The organism is Spirosoma montaniterrae, from assembly GCF_001988955.1.
GTDB lineage: Bacteria > Bacteroidota > Bacteroidia > Cytophagales > Spirosomataceae > Spirosoma > Spirosoma montaniterrae.
Map to the genome: position 1 here is coordinate 2,567,234 of NZ_CP014263.1, position 17,540 is coordinate 2,584,773.

Annotated in this window: 12 protein-coding genes; 11 read left to right on the forward strand and 1 reads right to left on the reverse strand. The window is 56.2% G+C overall.

Features of this window, described 5'->3' with window-relative positions; genetic code table 11:
* Window positions 1-31 precede the first annotated feature (31 nt).
* The 8 genes from AWR27_RS11230 to AWR27_RS11265 all read left to right on the forward strand — a co-directional run bounded on the left by AWR27_RS11230 (window position 32) and on the right by AWR27_RS11265 (window position 10,423).
* Window positions 32-1,426 carry a glycoside hydrolase family 88 protein gene (locus tag AWR27_RS11230; protein ID WP_077131260.1) on the forward strand — a complete coding sequence of 465 codons (1,395 nt, stop codon included), beginning with the start codon at window positions 32-34 and terminating at the stop codon, window positions 1,424-1,426.
* 49 nt (window positions 1,427-1,475) lie between these two features.
* Window positions 1,476-2,915: an oxidoreductase gene (locus AWR27_RS11235; RefSeq protein ID WP_077131261.1), complete on the forward strand. Its 1,440-nt coding sequence runs from the start codon at window positions 1,476-1,478 to the stop codon at window positions 2,913-2,915.
* 71 nt (window positions 2,916-2,986) lie between these two features.
* Complete coding sequence (locus tag AWR27_RS11240; RefSeq protein ID WP_077131262.1) at window positions 2,987-3,757, forward strand: 3-ketoacyl-ACP reductase; 771 nt, start codon at window positions 2,987-2,989, stop codon at window positions 3,755-3,757.
* A gap of 104 nt (window positions 3,758-3,861) precedes the next feature.
* Complete coding sequence (locus AWR27_RS11245) at window positions 3,862-5,109, forward strand: MFS transporter (RefSeq protein ID WP_077131263.1); 1,248 nt, start codon at window positions 3,862-3,864, stop codon at window positions 5,107-5,109.
* Window positions 5,110-5,121: 12 nt separating this feature from the next.
* Window positions 5,122-6,027 (forward strand): sugar phosphate isomerase/epimerase family protein, encoded by a 906-nt coding sequence (locus AWR27_RS11250; RefSeq protein WP_077131264.1) that lies wholly within the window; start codon window positions 5,122-5,124, stop codon window positions 6,025-6,027.
* Window positions 6,027-7,733, forward strand: a complete 1,707-nt coding sequence (locus tag AWR27_RS11255; RefSeq protein ID WP_077131265.1) for a PQQ-dependent sugar dehydrogenase — start codon at window positions 6,027-6,029, stop codon at window positions 7,731-7,733. Before AWR27_RS11250 ends, AWR27_RS11255 begins: the two co-directional genes overlap by 1 nt.
* 86 nt (window positions 7,734-7,819) lie before the next feature.
* Window positions 7,820-8,548, forward strand: coding sequence for a carbohydrate-binding family 9-like protein (locus AWR27_RS11260; RefSeq protein WP_232326040.1), 729 nt, complete (start codon window positions 7,820-7,822; stop codon window positions 8,546-8,548).
* Between the two features lie 45 nt (window positions 8,549-8,593).
* On the forward strand, window positions 8,594-10,423 hold the full coding sequence (locus tag AWR27_RS11265) for a PQQ-dependent sugar dehydrogenase (RefSeq protein ID WP_077131266.1): 1,830 nt from the start codon (window positions 8,594-8,596) through the stop codon (window positions 10,421-10,423).
* Here the strand turns inward: AWR27_RS11265 and AWR27_RS11270 are convergent.
* Window positions 10,317-10,973 carry an RNA polymerase sigma factor gene (locus AWR27_RS11270; protein ID WP_083732816.1) on the reverse strand — a complete coding sequence of 219 codons (657 nt, stop codon included), beginning with the start codon at window positions 10,971-10,973 and terminating at the stop codon, window positions 10,317-10,319. The two genes, AWR27_RS11265 and AWR27_RS11270, sit on opposite strands and share 107 nt — an antisense overlap.
* A 172-nt stretch (window positions 10,974-11,145) precedes the next feature.
* Between AWR27_RS11270 and AWR27_RS11275 the strand changes: the two genes are divergently transcribed.
* The 3 genes from AWR27_RS11275 (at window position 11,146) to AWR27_RS11285 (ending at window position 17,498) form a co-directional block, all read left to right on the forward strand.
* On the forward strand, window positions 11,146-12,261 hold the full coding sequence (locus AWR27_RS11275) for a FecR family protein (RefSeq protein WP_077131267.1): 1,116 nt from the start codon (window positions 11,146-11,148) through the stop codon (window positions 12,259-12,261).
* 185 nt (window positions 12,262-12,446) lie between these two features.
* Window positions 12,447-15,920 carry a SusC/RagA family TonB-linked outer membrane protein gene (locus AWR27_RS11280; protein ID WP_077131268.1) on the forward strand — a complete coding sequence of 1,158 codons (3,474 nt, stop codon included), beginning with the start codon at window positions 12,447-12,449 and terminating at the stop codon, window positions 15,918-15,920.
* A gap of 18 nt (window positions 15,921-15,938) precedes the next feature.
* Window positions 15,939-17,498, forward strand: a complete 1,560-nt coding sequence (locus AWR27_RS11285) for a SusD/RagB family nutrient-binding outer membrane lipoprotein (RefSeq protein ID WP_077131269.1) — start codon at window positions 15,939-15,941, stop codon at window positions 17,496-17,498.
* The last annotated feature ends 42 nt before the right edge of the window (window positions 17,499-17,540 follow it).

Sequence of the window (17,540 nt, forward strand, 5' to 3'; positions counted from 1 at the left end):
AGCAAACCCCAACGACCGGCTCTGCTTACGCATGATTCAGATCAACACTGACCTCAAACTCACTCATTTTTCGGCTAAACTCACCCGTTTCTGGGCAATTTCGGCGCAAAAGATTCGCCTGATCGACGAACAGTATGACCCGGCGCAGGGGTCGCCTGTGTTTACGGTGCAGGGTCAATATACCACACGCGGCTGGACCGAATGGACGCAGGGATTTCAGTTTGGTTCGGCTATTCTCCAGTTCGACGCAACAGGCGATTCGTATTTTTTAGAAGTAGGACGCGAAAAAACGGTGGACGTGATGGCCCCGCACATCAGCCACATCGGCGTTCATGATCACGGATTCAATAACGTCAGCACCTATGGCAATTTGCTTCGGCTGATGCGCGAAGGCAAACTGCCACACAATACGCAGGAGCGGAATTTCTATGAACTCGCGCTGAAGATTTCGGGAGCCGTTCAGGCCAGCCGCTGGACAACCATTGCACAGGGCCGGGATGCCGGAGCGGGCTTTATTCATTCGTTCAACGGGCCGCATTCGCTCTTTGTCGATACCATTCGGTCGTGCCGGGCATTGGTGCTAAGCTACAGCCTGCGCCATGCGTTTCAGGCTGAGAGCGACGAAAAAATCAACCTGCTCGAACGCGCCATCCAGCATATACGCGCCACCGCCGACTACTCCGTTTTCTACGGCGAAGGCCGCGACAGCTACGACCTGTGGGGACGCACGGCCCACGAAAGCATTTTCAATACGAAAAATGGGCATTTCCGCTGCCCCAACTCGCAACAGGGCTATTCGGGATTCACAACCTGGACACGCGGCCTGGCCTGGGCTATGTGCGGCTTTCCCGAACAATTGGAATACCTCGCTACGCTCCCCGACAGTGCATTGGAACCCCTCGGTGGACGGGCATCCATCGAAGCCTTTATGCTGAAAGCCGCCCGTGCCACCTGCGATTTTTACATCGACCACACCCCCACCGATGGCGTACCGTACTGGGATACGGGCGCACCCAACCTGCACCGGCTCGGCAATTACCTCGACCGGCCCGCCGACCCCTTCAATGCCTTCGAGCCAGTCGATAGTTCGGCGGCTGCCATCGGCGCACAGGGTCTGCTGCGATTGGGCAACTACCTCACGAATCGGGGGGAAGCTGAAGCCGGGCAACGCTACTGGCAAGCCGGGCTGACCGTGCTGAATACGCTGCTCGATGCGCCCTATTTAAGCACCGACCCAGATCATCAGGGCCTGCTCCTACACTCGATTTACCATCGCCCGAACGGTTGGGATTACATACCCGACGGTAGCCCAATTCCCTACGGCGAGTCGAGCATGTGGGGCGACTATCACCTGCGCGAAGTGGCTCTGTACCTGCAACGCATCATGAACAACGAGCCGTACTACACTTTTTTTAATTGCCTGTAGTAAAATCCGTGTCAATCCGTCTCATCCGTACAATCCGTGTGCCATCCCCATGAGCGCGAAAAATAAACCCCGATACCCACGCATGGCGCAGTTGAAAACAACGGACGACCTGCGTAATTACCTGCAAACCAACGCCATAGACCTCCCGTTCGACGATGCGCTGCTGCCACCCGACAACAGCCCGTTCAGTCGGCCCATACAACTCAAATCGGGCAAAACCATTGGCAACAGTCTGTGTATTCTGCCGATGGAAGGCTGGGACGGTACGCTCGATGGACGCCCGTCGGATTTTACGCGCAACCGCTGGACGAAATTCGCCGTAAGCGGAGCTAAACTGTTGTTCGGCTGCGAGGCCGTAGCGGTTTGTCACGGTGGCAAGGCCAACCCGAATCAATTAGTACTCAACACCGATACGTTTTCTGATTTCGTTGCCCTTCGTGAACAGCTTCTTCGGCAGCACGCCGAACAGTTTGGGAATACACACGATCTGGTAATTGGCCTGCAACTGACGCATTCGGGGCGGTTCTGCAAACCCAACAGCCACAAAAAATTCGAGTCGAAAATTCTTTACGCCCACCCCTACCTGAACGCTCGCTTCGGCATGGCCGACGACTACCCCGTACTGACCGACGACGAAATCGACCGGATTATTGGGCAGTATGTCGATGCGGCTGTGCTGGCGCAAAAAGCCGGATTCGATTTCGTAGACATCAAACACTGTCACGGCTACCTCGGCCACGAGTTCCTGAGCGCGGTAAGTCGGCCCGGCAAATACGGCGGCTCGTTCGAGAATCGAACCCGTTATCTACGTACCATCGTGGCCGGTATTCGGCAAGCCGCGCCGGGGCTGGAGATGGGCATTCGCCTGAGTGCGTTCGACTTTCTGCCGTTCAAAAAAGGCCCCGACGACGTAGGCATTCCCGAACCAGCCGACCAGTATCCCTTTGCCTTTGGCGGACAAACGAGCGGACAGGGCGTTGACCTGACCGAGTCGAAGGCGTTGCTGGCGTTGATTGAGTCGCTGGGCATTCAGTTGGTGTGCATCACCGGCGGCAGTCCGTACTACAACCCGCATCTGATGCGGCCCGCGCTATTTCCACCCTCGGATGGCTACCTACCGCCCGAAGACCCGCTGTTGGGCGTAAAACGGCAAATCGACGTGACGCACGAACTCAAAAAAGCATTTCCCGAACTCGTCATTATCGGGTCGGGCTATTCGTACTTGCAGGAGTGGTTGCCCAACGTAGCGCAGTCTGTGCTACAGGCGGGCATGGCCGACAGCATAGGCTTTGGCCGGATGGTACTCTCCTACCCGACCATGCCCGCCGATATGCTCGCTGGCCGACCACTAACCCGCAATCAGATTTGCCGGACGTTTTCCGACTGCACCACCGCCCCGCGTAACGGCCTGATTTCGGGCTGCTACCCGCTCGACCCAGCCTACAAAAAACTACCACAAGCCGAGGAATTGAAAGAGTTGAAAGTGTAGCTGTAGTTAGTTACGTGATAAGCTGGCGCGAGCCGGTCCGATGTATCGGTTGGCTCGCGCCAGATAAACCCATGAAACAGGTAGCTTTTATTACAGGTGGAAGCCGGGGCATTGGCTACGGCATTGCCCAGCACCTTGCCAACGCCGGTTTCGATCTGGCAATCAATGGAATGCGCCCCGAAGCCGCCGTTCAGGATGCGCTGAATGGGCTGCGGGCATTGGGCGCAGATGTTGTGTACTGCCCCGGCGACGTGGCTTTGCAGGAAGCCCGAACGGCGATGCTGGAACGAATTCGGGCCTATTTTGGCCGCTTGAACGTGCTGGTCAACAACGCGGGCGTGGCCCCCGCCGAACGGCGCGACATCCTCGAAGCCACCGAAGATAGTTTTCAGCGCGTGCTGACAACCAATTTGCAGGGCGCGTATTTTCTGACCCAGGCAGCCGCCAACTGGATGCTTGAGCAACGCGCCGAACAGCCTGATTTTGCGGGCTGCATCATAAACATCACCTCGATTTCGGCCACCGTAGCGTCAGTAAATCGGGGTGAATATTGCGTGGCAAAAGCTGGTCTGAGCATGGCAACCCAGTTGTTTGCCGCCCGGCTCGGCGAGTTTGGTATTCCAGTCTACGAAGTACGGCCCGGCATTATTCGCACCGACATGACGGCGGGCGTGACCGACAAATACGACGCACTTATCGAAAACGGCCTGTGCGTGCAAAAACGCTGGGGGCTGCCCGACGATGTTGGCCGGGCTGTTGCCGCCCTCGCCCGTGGCGATTTCCCCTACTCGACGGGGCAGGTAATTTTAGTGGATGGTGGCCTGACGCTGCCGCGATTATGATTTTATTAAACGAAGAGAAACAGAGGCTACGCAGAGTACACAGAGTTTTCTCAGCGACCTCCGCGTAAACCTCTTTTCCCTCTGCGTTTAAACCCCAAAACAGCATGATACAGCAACCGAAAATGGCTCCGCCTTCGCTTCTTCGCCAACTGCTTCAATTGCCGGTGCTGGTAGCCGCGCTGGGTTATTTAGTCGATATGTACGACCTGTTTCTGTTCAGCGTGGTACGCGTACCCAGCCTGAACGCGCTCGGCGTTACTGCCGACCGGATGCTACCCGATGGCATTATGCTGTTGAATATGCAGATGGCCGGGATGCTGCTGGGTGGCATTTTCTGGGGCGTACTGGGCGACAAGCGCGGACGGCTGTCGGTGTTGTTCGGCTCGATTCTGATTTATTCGCTGGCAAACATTGGCAACGGTTTCGTTACCAGCGTGACCCAATACGCCGTGCTGCGGTTCATCGCGGGCGTGGGGCTGGCGGGCGAATTGGGCGCAGGCGTTACGCTCGTGACCGAAGTGCTGCCAACCAAAATTCGCGGCTACGGCACCACCATTGTTGCCACGATGGGCGTTCTGGGTGCTATTCTGGCGTATTTTGTAGCCGACTGGTTCGCGTGGCGCAACGCCTATTTCGTTGGCGGTGGGCTGGGGCTGCTGCTGCTCGTGCTGCGGGTCAACGTGTTTGAGTCGCGCATTTTTGAAACGCTGAAAGAACGTCAGGTGAAGCGGGGCGACTTGCTGATGCTGTTTTCCGATAAAGCGCGTTTTCTGAAATACCTGCAATGTATTCTGGTTGGTCTGCCGATCTGGTTTGTGGTCGGTATTCTGATTACGTTCTCGCCGGAGTTCGGGCAGGCCATTGGCCTATCGGCCCCGGTGGTGGCGGGTAAAGCCGTGATGCTCACCTTTGTTGGGCAAACGGTTGGCGACGTGGCGAGTGGGCTGCTGAGTCAGCGGTTGCAGAGCCGGAAACGCGCCATTCGTCTATTCATTCTGCTCTCGCTGACGTTCGTGCTGATCTACCTGCTGGCTCCCCTGCGCGACCTCAGCTTATTTTATGCCGTGTGTGTGCTGCTTGGTTTTGCCAATGGCTACTGGGCGTTGTTCGTGACCATTGCCGCCGAACTGTTTGGCACTAACCTCCGCGCTACGGTTGCCACCACCGTGCCGAACTTTGTGCGGGGTGCCGTTATTCCGCTCACGTCGCTATTTGTGCTGGGTAAGGCCCAGTTCGGCGTGTTATACAGTGCGCTCGGCGTGGGTTTGCTGACAGTTGGACTGGCACTGCTGGCACTGTACGCGCTGGAAGAAACCTTCCACAAGGACCTCAATTACGTAGAAACCGATTAATCTCCTACCCCTATGCCGAATCGCCGAACGTTTCTGACTACCACGGCCAAAGCCACTGCGCTGGCCCTTTCTGCCCGGTTCTCAACTGTTCCGCCGGCAAAACCATTGCTGTCGTTTTCAACGCTGGGGTGCCCGCGCTGGTCGCTCGACCAAATACTGGCCTGCGCCAGTACAAACGGCTATAAAGGGCTGGAACTGCGCGGCTTGCAGGGCGAACTCGACCTGCCCAAATGCCCGGAGTTCAGTACACCGGAGCGCATCAAAGCTACCCGGCGCATCGTTGAGGACAAAGGCGTTCGGATCATCAATCTGGGCACATCGACGCAACTGCATCACGCCGACGCCACCAAACGCCGGGAGCAGTTAGACCACGCCAAACGTTTCATCGACCTGGCGGCCCAACTCAACTGCCCTTACGTGCGCGTGTTTCCGAACGATCTGCCCGCCAATCAGGACCGGCAGCAAACCATTGACCTTATCATCGGCGGGCTGGTTGACCTGGGCACGTTTGTCGGTAACGGGCCGGTCAGCATTTTGCTGGAATCGCACGGGAAGGTAATCGAGAGCGCGTTGCTGAACCAGATTATGACCTCGGCCAACCGCTCCAACGTGGGGCTGATCTGGGACGTGGTGAACATGTGGTCGGTGACGAAAGAGCCGCCCATCGAGGTGTACCGGGTGCTGAAACCGCACATCCGGCACGTACACCTGAAAGACGCCAAACTCACGGGCGACAAGCTCCAGTATACGCTGCTGGGCGAGGGCGAAGCTCCCCTTGCCGAGGCCATTGGTGCGCTCACCAAAGGCGGCTATTCCGGTTATTACAGTTTCGAGTGGGAAAAGCTCTGGCACCCCGAACTGCCTGATCCTGAGATTGCCATGCCGCACTTTGCCAAAACCGTTCAACGCTATTTTTGATGGACCGCTCTGCTGTGTATTTTCTCCTGTACGTGCTTATAGCCAAAACAATCGTTGCCCAGGCCGCTACGCCTGCCGACAGCGTGTATGCCACTGATAAGCAAACAATTGCAAAAGGCCAGCAACTGTTTGGGCAGAACTGCTCGGCCTGTCATAACTTTTTGCAGAAAGGCATCGGCCCGAATCTGAGTCGGGTTACGGCAGACGTGTCCTACGCATGGCTTCGGAAATTCATTCGCAACGCGCCCGATGTAATTGGGCAGGGCGACGCCCGCGCCACTCGACTTGTGGCCGAATACAACCAGATTATGCCCGCCTTCCCAACGCTGAACGACGCCGACGTTCGGGCGTTGATGGCGTATATCCACCACAATAAAAAGCTGACTACCGATAAAAATGAGTCGTTTGGTACGGCCATTGCCGACCCTGTTCCGGCTAAAATTGCCAAAGGCGGTCTGCGTCTGACGCTTGAAGAAGTGGTTACGGCTCCGGCCAGTGCCACCCAGACACCGGCAGCGCGTATCAATAAAATGCTGGTGCTGCCCGGCCAGACCGAACGTACTTTTGTGGTCGATCTGCGGGGTGCGCTTTACGAGATGGCCGGGGTAACGCTGCAACCTTATTTCCGCCTGCCCGACCACCGTCCCAATTTTATTCACGCGCCGGGTTTAGCGACGGGGTTCGGCAGTTTCGCTTTCCACCCGGCCTTTTACCAGAACGGTCTACTCTATACCACGCACACCGAAAAAGCCCGCACAGCCCCCGCCAATTTTGCCTACGCCGACTCTATCAAAGTAACCTTGCAATGGGTGCTGACCGAGTGGAAAACCACCGCCCCCACCGCAACGACGTTTGTTGGCACGGGCCGCGAGCTGCTGCGTATCGACATGGTTTCAGCCATTCACGGCGTACAGGAAATTACGTTCAACCCGCTGGCGAAGCCCGGCACGCCCGACTATGGATTGCTGTATGTGGGTGTGGGCGATGGCGGCTGCACCGAAAACGGCCATTACGAACTCTGCCAAGATAGCACCCGCCTGTGGGGCAAAGTACTGCGCATCGACCCACGCGGTACGAACAGCCGCAACGGGCAATACGGCATTCCGGTCAGTAATCCGTTGGCCGGGCGGGCCGGGGGCGAAATCTTCTGTCGCGGGTTTCGCAACCCTAATCGCATCTGTTGGGCACCCAACGGCACAATGCTCGTGTCGGACATTGGGCAGGCCAACATGGAAGAAATCAACGCAGTCGTAGCCGGAGCCAATTATGGCTGGCCCGACCGCGAAGGTACGTTTGTGATGAACTACCGGGGGGCTATGGACAAAAGCTACCCGCTGCCCGGCAACGACGCGGCTTATCGGTACGCATACCCGGCTATTCAGTACGACCACGACGAAGGCAAGGCCGTTTCGGGCGGATTTGTGTATACGGGCAACATCGCGTTGCTGACCGGAAAATATCTGTTTGGCGACATTGTGAACGGACGCGTTTTCTACGTCGAAGGTAACCAATTGAAGCCCGGTCAACAGGCGATTATTCAGGAATTTGACCTTGACATAGCCGGGCGACCTGTCACGTTTCAGGCGTTGTGCGGGTCAAAAAAGACCGATTTGCGGTTCGGCATCGGGCCGGGTCAGGGCTTATACCTGTTTACCAAAACAGACGGAAAAATTTACCGTGCCACTGCTTGCGCTTTAGTTCGGTAGCCAAACGGCACAGAGTTTGGTAACAACGGGTTTTCGATAAGTAACGAAACGGACCCTGAGACTTTCCTACACAAATCCGGCGGCTTATGGCGTATCGTTTGTTGGCGTGGCTGATTTTTTGGGAAGTTATGGGCGGTGTCAGAGCAATCGGTCAGACCCAGCCTGCCGACTCGACCAGCCTGACCATCCGCCCAACCGACGACTTTACGGTGAACGGCCTCGGCGATCATCCGGCCTGGGCAAAAACCGACTGGCTGACAATTTCAGCGCAGAAAGCCCGCCCGAAACCGCTGACAACGAGGGCTAAACTGCTGTACTCGACAACGGGCCTGTATGTGCTGTTTCGCTGCGACGACGAAACGCTGACAGCTACGATTGAAACGGATTATGGCCCGCTATACAACGAAGACGTCGTCGAGATTTTTCTCTGGCCCGACACGTCGGTGCCGATTTATTTTGAGTACGAACTGTCGCCGTTAAATTACGAACTGCCGCTGCTGGTGCCCAATCTGAACAACAAATTCATGGGCTGGAAACCCTGGCAGTACGGCCCCCGCGAACGGGTGCAACACGCTACGAGCGCGTGGGGTGGCGACAAACGCAGCCGGGCATCGGTGAGCGGCTGGGTGGCCGAGTTTTTCATTCCGTACCGGCTGCTGAGTCCGATTGTGCAAACCCCGCCGAACCGGGGCACCCGCTGGCGCGGCAACCTGTACCGCATCGACTACGACCGGGGGTATGCGACCTGGGCGTGGCAGAAAACCGGCGGCAGTTTCCACGAATTCGGCAGATTCGGCACACTGATTTTTGAGTGATAAGCCGCAAGGCTCTCAGTTATATCCTGTTACCTTCCTGATTCAATGACTACTTTTCCGATTCGGTTCTGGGCAATGGCGTTGCTGGCCGTTGCCGGTTTTTCGCAACGAGCCACCTACAACGGCTTGCCGCTGCAAACTGCCGACAATGGCGGTCTGTTTCTGCCCGATGGGTTCGAGGCTACTGTGGTAGTCGATAGCCTGCCGGGCCGCGCCCGTCACCTGGCCGTCAATGACAATGGCGACATTTACGTGAAAGCCCGGTTTGTACGCAACAAAGACGAAGCCGTGATTGCCCTGCGCGACACCAACGGCGACGGGCGGGCCGACATCATTAAACGCTTTGGTGGCCTGGAACGCGAACGGGGTTACGGCACGGCCATGCGCATCTATAACGGTTATCTGTATTTTGCGTCGGAACTGTACGTATATCGCTACAAACTAAAACCCGGTCAGTTGGTGCCCGACAGCCCGCAGGAAATCGTGCTTTCCGACGACCACAAACACGGCATTCACGAACACATTGCCAAGCCCATTACATTCGACAACGCAGGGCACATGTACGTGCCGTTTGGGGCAGGGTCGAACACCTGTCAGGAGCAAAACCGGATTCCCAACTCGCCCGGTATCGACCCCTGTCCCATGATGACCGACCACGGCGGCATCTGGCGGTTCGATGCCAACAAAATCGGCCAAACGCAGCGCGACGGTTATCGCTACGCCACGGGCCTGCGTTCGGTTGTAGCTTTGGACTGGAATCCCGTCGATAATCAACTGTATGGTCTACAACACGGGCGCGACGATTTGCTGCGAACCTATGCCGCACAATTTTCACCCTGGCAAAGTGCGGTCTTCCCCTCCGAAGAGTTTTTTCGGATGACCGAAGGCATGGACGGCGGCTGGCCCTACTGCTACTACGATCAGATTCAGGGCAAAAAAGTATTGAACCCCGAATACGGGGGCGACGGTCAGCGGGTGGGCCGCTGTGACCGCTGCGAACAACCCCTGATCGGTTTTCCGGGCCACTGGGCACCCAACGATCTGCTGTTCTACCGGGCCACTGCCGATGCCGCCAACGGGTTTCCGGCCCGGTACATGAACGGCGCATTTGTGGCGTTTCATGGCTCAACCAACCGCGCTCCTTATCCGCAGGCCGGGTATTTTATCGGCTTTATGCCATCGGAAAACGGGCGTCCGTCGCGCAACTGGGAAGTATTTGCCGATGGTTTCGCGGGTGTCGATCCTATCGTAAACGTGAGCGATGCCGCATACCGCCCGATGGGTCTGGCCGTTGGGCCGGATGGGTCGCTGTATGTGGCTGAAACCGAAAAAGGTAAAATCTGGCGCATTCGCTACACCGGCAACAAACAAACGTTTGGCCCGGAACAACTGGCGCAGATGGAAAAACGCAAAACCCTCTCGCACATCCGCACACCCGATCAGCTCACCGACAACCTCGACAAAGACAAGCCCGTTGTGGGCAGCAACATATACGGTGTCTATTGCGCGGCCTGCCACCAGCGCAACGGTCTCGGCGATTCGCAGCGGTTTCCGCCGTTGGCTGGTTCGGAGTGGGTACTGGGCGACAAAAAACGGCTTATCGAGGTGATGTTAAAGGGGCTGGAGGGACCGATTGAAGTCAACGGAAAGCCGTACAACAACGTGATGCCACAACACAGCTTTTTGACAGACGAGGACATTGCCGAAGTACTGACCCACATCCGGCAAAACTTCGGCAACACCGCCAACGCCATCAGTACGGCTGAAGTCAGCGCAGTCCGGCTGGCAACGACGGAGAAAAAAGCAGATAAACGCAGAGGAGCCGTGAAGAGCAGACGATCAACCACCCCAGGCACATCGCCATCTGGCTTTTGAGTGAGCGCAATGCCCTGAATAACAGATTGGCAACCGACTGCCGATTCATGTCCATTACTTTAGCAATCTGCTCGTTTTCCAGACCTTTGTAGAACCGTAGAAACACCACTTCCTGCTGGCGTTTGGGCAGAAGAGCAATAGCCTGCTGTACTTTCTGCTGGTTTTCGGTGTCGCCCTCCCGCTGTTCGATGGCTGTTTCAACGGTTTCCCAGTCGGTCAGGTCGCTGATGTCGGCGGTTTGAAGCGAAGCTACCGGATGAACGGGCCGCCGAAATTCCTGCAAAAGCTGGTTTCGCAGCGATTTAAAGAGGTAAACCGACACAACCTGAATGGTTAACGAGTTGCGTCGTTCCCAGATGTGCAGCAGTACTTCCTGAATGGCATCTTTGATGAGATCGCGATCATCCGAAAAATTGGTCGCGTATCGAAACAACGGTCGGTACTGTGATTCGGCCAACTGGCAAAAAGCGTCCCTGTCTCCGGCCTGAACCTTGTGCCAGAGCTGTATCAACTGATTGTTTTCGTCAAGAAGTTGTTGTTGGGTACGCACGCTCGTGTTGCTACTGAAGCGTAATGTACTACGAATTTATTGGAAAGTACAGCCGAATGATAATTTATCGTTGTTTTCTCCCGGCTAAAAATAAAATTTTGCTAAAGTGAGTATTGCCGGTACATCATTGCATCCTTACGCTGATACGCTACCAATCTGAACCAGCCGACGGATGCAGTCCTACCGCGATTTTGACCCCGAAGAATTAGCCGCCGACCCGTTGTTTCAGCGTTGGAAGTTGCAAAACGACCCCGAAGCCAGCACGTTCTGGACCGAATGGCTCCGGCAAAACCCCGACCGGCAAACGTTGGTCGCCACGGCAACGGCCTTGCTAACAGCCATCGACCAGCATTATGCTGAATCGGTTGATAAACTGATACCGCTGTCAGACCAGGAAATCGGGCTGGAGATGAGCCGCCTGCGCCAGTCGCTGAAGGTTCGGCAGCAGCCATTTCGGTGGATTCAGTACGCGCCCGTGCGGTATGCCGCAGCCGCCAGCGTGCTGTTGCTGCTTGGCTTTTTTGGCTGGTATTGGCTTCGGTCAACGCCTGCCCGGCCCGCCGTTACGTATGAGGAGTTGGTGGCCCGGCAACCAGACCCGCTCGAAGAAATAGTGAATACGGAGGGCAAAGCCATGTTGGTAACGTTGCCGGACCGCAGCACAATTCTGGTGTATCCGAAAAGCCGGATCAGCTACCCGAAACAGTTTGCGGGAGCCAAACGCGAAGTGTTTTTGCAGGGAAAAGCATTTTTCAACGTAACGAAAGACCCGTCGAAACCTTTCTTCGTGTACGCAAACAATTTGATTACCAGAGTTTTAGGGACAAGTTTTAACATACAGACAAACGAACTAAACAGACAGGTTAAGGTGGTTGTGCGCACGGGCCGGGTGTCGGTGTATGCCGCAGACAAGCCCGCTCCCAATCGGAAAGCAGACAGCAGCGGGTCGGGCGTGGTGCTGACGCCGAATCAGCAACTCGTTTTTTCGGCTACCGACAGCCGCCTGACGAAAAGTTTGGTTGCCGAACCGGTTATACTGCCGCAGATCGAATCACAGGCCGGTTTCCGCTTTCACCGCACCCCCATTGCCGACGTGTTTGCCACGCTCGAAAAAGCCTACGGCGTTCGGATCGAGTACAATGCCGCCCTGATGCAAAATTGCTACTTGACAGCCTCGCTGACCAACGAGCCGTTCATGGAAAAGTTAGATTTGATTTGCCGCACCGTGAACGCCGACTACCAGCAGGTCGATGGCAATATCGTGGTTCACGCGCAGGGTTGTGATTAACGCTAAACTGCTCTTTTTAGCCAGACGATGCCTATGATGCAACGCTAAATACCCCTCAACAACGTCGAAGATGCGTCAACATCTTCGACCTGCAATCCCCGTTTTTGTATCGCGCTACAATCTCCGCCTAAAAGCGGAACAGGACTTTCTTGTGCCATTTTTTCAGCCGACAACTCCCCCTAATTATGTCAAGACGACTACTTTCTCAACCTTACAGCCAGAAAATCGTGCGGGCCTGCCTGCACCAGATTTTGCTATCGCTGGCTCTCCTGACGCTGGCCCAGGCTTCTGGCGTTGCCGGGCAGCAGGTGCTCGAGCAAAAAGTGACGCTCCAACTGACCAACGCCGACATCGAAAAAGTACTCGATAAAATCGAAGCCGTCGCGAAGGTGAAGTTTATGTATAACCCGCAGCTTTTCGGTGAGGGGCAGAAACTCAGCTATCGGTTTCAGAACGAACCGCTCTCGGTAGTGCTCGATAAAGTGCTGTCGCCCTACCGGGTGTCGTATGAGGTGGTTCAGCAACAAATTATTCTGAAACGACAACCCGGCCCAACGCATAACCCGACCAATCCGCCTTCACCTGCCGAAGCCCCAAAACGGCGCGTAACAGGCATCGTTCTCGACGAAAAAGGCGATGGCCTGCCGGGCGTGAGCGTGGTGCTGAAAGAAACGACGCCGGGCCAGTCCACCGGCGCGGTCGCTACGCGTGGCACTACCACTGGTGCCGATGGCCGCTTTATTTTAGACGCACCCGACAACGACGCCACACTGATTTTCAGCTTCGTAGGCTACCAGCGACAGGAGGTACTACTGGGCAATCAGACTGACCTTTCGGTGAAAATGCTCCCCGAATCCAGCACGCTCAACGAAGTCGTTGTTACGGCATTGGGCATTTCAAAAGAGAAAAAAGCGTTGGCCTACGCGGTGTCGGAAGTGAAAGGCAGTGAGTTTGTACAGGCCCGCGAAAACAATTTAGCCAACGCCCTGACTGGTAAAATTGCCGGTGTTCAGGTGACGGGCATGGCAACCGGCCCCGGCGGTTCGAGTCGCATCATTATCCGGGGCAACGGCTCGCTCAACGGTAACAATCAGCCGCTGTATGTGATAAACGGTATGCCGATGGACAATAGCATTCCGGGGGGTGGCACCACGGCTGATGGCAACGGCATGAACGTGGACCGGGGCGATGGTATCGGCGGTATCAATCCCGACGACATCGAGAGCATCAGCGTGCTGAAAGGTGGCCCCGCAGCGGCCCTTTATGGAGCGCGGGCCTCCAACGGCGTGATTCTGATAACCACCAAAAAAGGGCGCGGTCAGAAAGGGATTGGCATTGAACTCAACAGCACCACGTCGTTTGAGACTATTGCCGTGATTCCGAACTGGCAGTACGAGTTTGGGCAGGGCGTCGATGGCCGCAAACCTGCCACCGTCACCGAAGCCAAAAGCACGGGTCGGCTCTCGTATGGTGCCCGCATGGACGGTCAGCCAACCATTCAGGTCGACGGGCAACTGCGCCCCTACTCGCCCCAACGCGACAATCTGAAGCACTTTTACCGCACCGGCACCAACTACATCAACTCCATTGCGTTTACGGGCGGCAACGAAACGGTTAACTTCCGGCTCGGTCTGAACAACTCGCAGTCGGGTAGTATCGTGCCAAATTCGTCGTTTACCCGGCGCATCGCCAACCTGAACCTGAACGCCTTTCTGGGCAAAAAACTAAGCATCGAAACGGTGTTTCAGTACAACTGGGAGCAGGGCATCAACCGCCCCAAAGTGGGCTACGCCGACATGAATCCGCACTGGGCTACCTACTTAGTTGCCAACACGGTAGACATTCGCACGCTGGCACCGGGCTACGATCCGGCAACGGGCCGCGAGACCGAATGGAACCCCGTTCCGGCAGCACCGAATCCTTATTTCGTGATTAATAAGTTCAAGAACGACGACGTAAAAAACCGGTTCATCAGCCAGGGTAGTATCCGGTACGATATTCTTGATAACCTCTACGTGAAAGGCAGCGTGAGCCAGGATTTTTATAGCTTCCAGTCGGAATACGTTCAGCCAACAGGCAATGCATTTCAGCCGCTGGGCACCTACGACGCCCGCAAGGTAAGCTCGTCGGAAACCAACGGCATGGTAACGCTGAACTACAACAACACCCGCCTGATCAAGAACCTGACCTTCTCGGCTCTGCTGGGTGCCAACGCGCAACAGGCTATCTACGATCAGACGCAGATTGCGGGCAGCGAGTTTACCATCCCTTTTTTCTACAGCTACACCAACCTCGCAGCGTTGACCACCACACCGACGTATCTGAAAAGTGCGATCAACTCGGTATTCGGGTCGGTCGACGTGGGTTATAAAAACGTGGCTTACCTGACCGTTTCGGGGCGGCAGGACTGGTTCTCGGTGCTGAATCCGAAGAGCAACAGCATTTTCTATCCCTCGGTGGGTGGGTCACTGATTTTGTCGGATGCGTTCCAGATGCCCAAAGCCATCAGTTTTGCCAAGCTGCGGGCGTCGTGGGCGCAGGTGGGCGGAGCCACGGTAAATGCCTACCAGATTTACCAGTATTATTCGATGCAGCAGGGCGGCCACAACGGGCGTCCGGTGCAGGTGCTGTCGTCGTCGCAGATGCCCAACCCCGACCTGAAGCCGCTGACGTCGACTACGTATGAGGGCGGTATTGAAGCCCGGTTTTTCAACAACCGGCTGGGCATCGACCTCACGCTCTACAACCGCAAAACCACCGACGACATCGTAACGACGAACATTGCGCTATCGTCGGGCTATACCTCGGCCCTGCTCAACGTGGGCGAGTTGAGCAACAAAGGCGTTGAACTACTGCTGACCGGCACCCCCATCAGCCGGGGCGGTCTGGTCTGGGACGTCAGTTATAACATGGCCTATAACAGAAGCACGATTGAGCGGCTGGCCGACGGACTTACAGGTATCGACATTGGCACGGGCGTGGGGGGCGGCATTGTCCGCAACGTGCTGGGGCGTCCCTACGGCACCGTCTGGGGCTACAACAAAAAGACCGATGCCAGCGGCAACGTAGTTTTCAACACCGCCAGCGGCTATGCCGTGCGGGGCGATTTGCAGGAAATTGGTCAGGGAACGCCCCCGCTCTCGATGGGCATCACCAATAATTTCCGGTATAAAAACTTTTCGCTCAACGTGCTGGTCGATGGCCGATTCGGCAGCATCGTGTACTCGAATCTGTACCAGTACGCCTACCGGTTCGGCCTGCCACAGGAAACCCTGCCCGGTCGTGAAACGGGCGTAACCGTAAACGGCGTAACGCCCGAAGGTGCCCCGTTTACCAAGTTCTGGAAGAAAGAAGACGTGGACACGTATTACGACAACGACAAGAATTATACGGCCATGTTCATGTTTAACAACGATTTCGTGAAACTCCGGCAGGTGATTCTAAGCTATACCCTGCCCACCGTGGCCGTTCGGCGGATGAAGTTTCAGGGAGCATCAATCTCGTTTGTGGCCCGGAATCTGGCAATTCTGTACAAAGACAAGAAGAACCAGTATTTCGACCCCGAATCGGGCTACACCAGCACCAACGCGCAGGGTTTGGAAGCCTTCGGTGTGCCGCGCACGCGCAGTCTCGGTGTGAATCTGATGGTAAAGTTTTAACCACTTAACGACCTCATCATGAAACGGTTTCTCCCCAATATACTCGGTTTGGCCCTGCTGCTCAGCCAGTCTTCGTGCGACAAAGGCTTCGAGGAAATGAACGTTGACCCCAACAAATTCGCCGAAGTCGTTCCCGGCTACCTCTTCACCCGCGCCCAGCTCGATGGCGTCAGCACCAATTTTGTTGGCGCGGCCTATCTGACCATCGGGCAGTCGATGCAGCACTTTGCCACCTACAAGGAAGTGCCGGCTGCGGGCGATAAGTACTTCAATTTCAGCTACTCCACCGGTAGCTGGAACGCCTACGCCGGCACAGGGGCCGGGCAGGGAGCGGTGATTTCGATTCGGCAGGTCATCGATGCCGTGAAAACCAGCCCCGCTGACGTGAACAAACTCTCGGCGGCCCGTATCTGGAAAGCCTACATCTTCCACCGCCTGACCGACCTCTACGGCGACATTCCCTACTTCGACGCCGGGAAAGCCCTGTCCGACAAGAACTACGCGCCCAAATATGATACGCAACAGGCCATCTACGCCGATTTGCTGAAAGAGTTAGACGAATCGATTGCTGCCTTCGACGCCACCAAGCCGACGTTTGGCAACGCCGATCTGATGTTTAACGGCGACGTGACAAAATGGAAAAAATTCGGCTACTCGCTCATGCTTCGGCTGGGCATGCGCCTGACTCAGGCTGACCCGACACTGGCCCAAACGTGGGTGCAGAAAGCCATTACCGGGGGCGTAATTCTGGACGATGCCGACCGGGCTGTTATTGCCTACGTAGACGGTTCGCAGGTGGCAAGCCGGAATTTTATTGCCAATGGCCTGCTCAGCACCGACTACATCACGCCCGGTGGCGATAACGTAGAAGGCGGCAAGTTTGCCAAAACGCTCATCGACTATCTGAAAACCACCCGCGACCCGCGCCTGAACGTATGGTCGATTGTGTGGACCAGCACCGACGGTAAGACATTTACCGCCGACACCACCACCGCGCTGCAAAGCGGCATGCCCAACGCGGCCTTCAATAGTCTGCCCGCTAACTTCAATACATTCTCGGAGCCGAATCCAAACACGCTGCTCCGCTACAGTGCGCCTTTGCTGGTGCTGGGCAATGCCGAAACAAACCTGTTGCTGGCCGAGGCTGCCGTTCGGGGTTGGTATGCGGGCAGCACAGCCGCCGTGACCTACGCCAATGCAGTTCGGGCGGGTATGCGGCAATGGGCGTTGTTTGGCACGGGCGGGGTAATCTCAGACGCCAAAATCAATGCCTATCTGACCGCCAATCCGTACAGAACGGCGGGTACGGTGGCGCAGCAGATGGAGCAGATTCAGACGCAGAAATGGGTGTCGCTGTTTTTGCAGGACGAATACGAAATTTTTGCCAACTGGCGACGCACCGGCTACCCTGTACTGACACCCACCAACTACCCCGGCAACCTCACCGGCGGCAAAATCCCGACCCGCTTCGTAATTCCCGATTCGGAGGAGACGTACAACAAAACGAACTTCATCGAAGCCCGCACCCGGCAGGGCGGCACCAACACGCTGTCGAGTGTAGTGTGGTGGGATAAGTAGGCCCGATACGCCCGGATGCTTATTATGCTAGTTAAGTCACTG

Bases quoted from the DNA above. Each gene is read 5' to 3' on its own strand.
- AWR27_RS11265 (WP_077131266.1), top strand. From the start codon at position 8,594: ATGACTACTTTTCCGATTCGGTTCTGGGCAATGGCGTTGCTGGCCGTT.
- AWR27_RS11285 (WP_077131269.1), top strand. From the start codon at position 15,939: ATGAAACGGTTTCTCCCCAATATACTCGGTTTGGCCCTGCTGCTCAGC.
- AWR27_RS11275 (WP_077131267.1), top strand. From the start codon at position 11,146: ATGCAGTCCTACCGCGATTTTGACCCCGAAGAATTAGCCGCCGACCCG.
- AWR27_RS11230 (WP_077131260.1), top strand. From the start codon at position 32: ATGATTCAGATCAACACTGACCTCAAACTCACTCATTTTTCGGCTAAA.
- AWR27_RS11255 (WP_077131265.1), top strand. From the start codon at position 6,027: ATGGACCGCTCTGCTGTGTATTTTCTCCTGTACGTGCTTATAGCCAAA.
- AWR27_RS11245 (WP_077131263.1), top strand. From the start codon at position 3,862: ATGATACAGCAACCGAAAATGGCTCCGCCTTCGCTTCTTCGCCAACTG.
- AWR27_RS11240 (WP_077131262.1), top strand. From the start codon at position 2,987: ATGAAACAGGTAGCTTTTATTACAGGTGGAAGCCGGGGCATTGGCTAC.
- AWR27_RS11250 (WP_077131264.1), top strand. From the start codon at position 5,122: ATGCCGAATCGCCGAACGTTTCTGACTACCACGGCCAAAGCCACTGCG.
- AWR27_RS11260 (WP_232326040.1), top strand. From the start codon at position 7,820: ATGGCGTATCGTTTGTTGGCGTGGCTGATTTTTTGGGAAGTTATGGGC.
- AWR27_RS11280 (WP_077131268.1), top strand. From the start codon at position 12,447: ATGTCAAGACGACTACTTTCTCAACCTTACAGCCAGAAAATCGTGCGG.
- AWR27_RS11235 (WP_077131261.1), top strand. From the start codon at position 1,476: ATGAGCGCGAAAAATAAACCCCGATACCCACGCATGGCGCAGTTGAAA.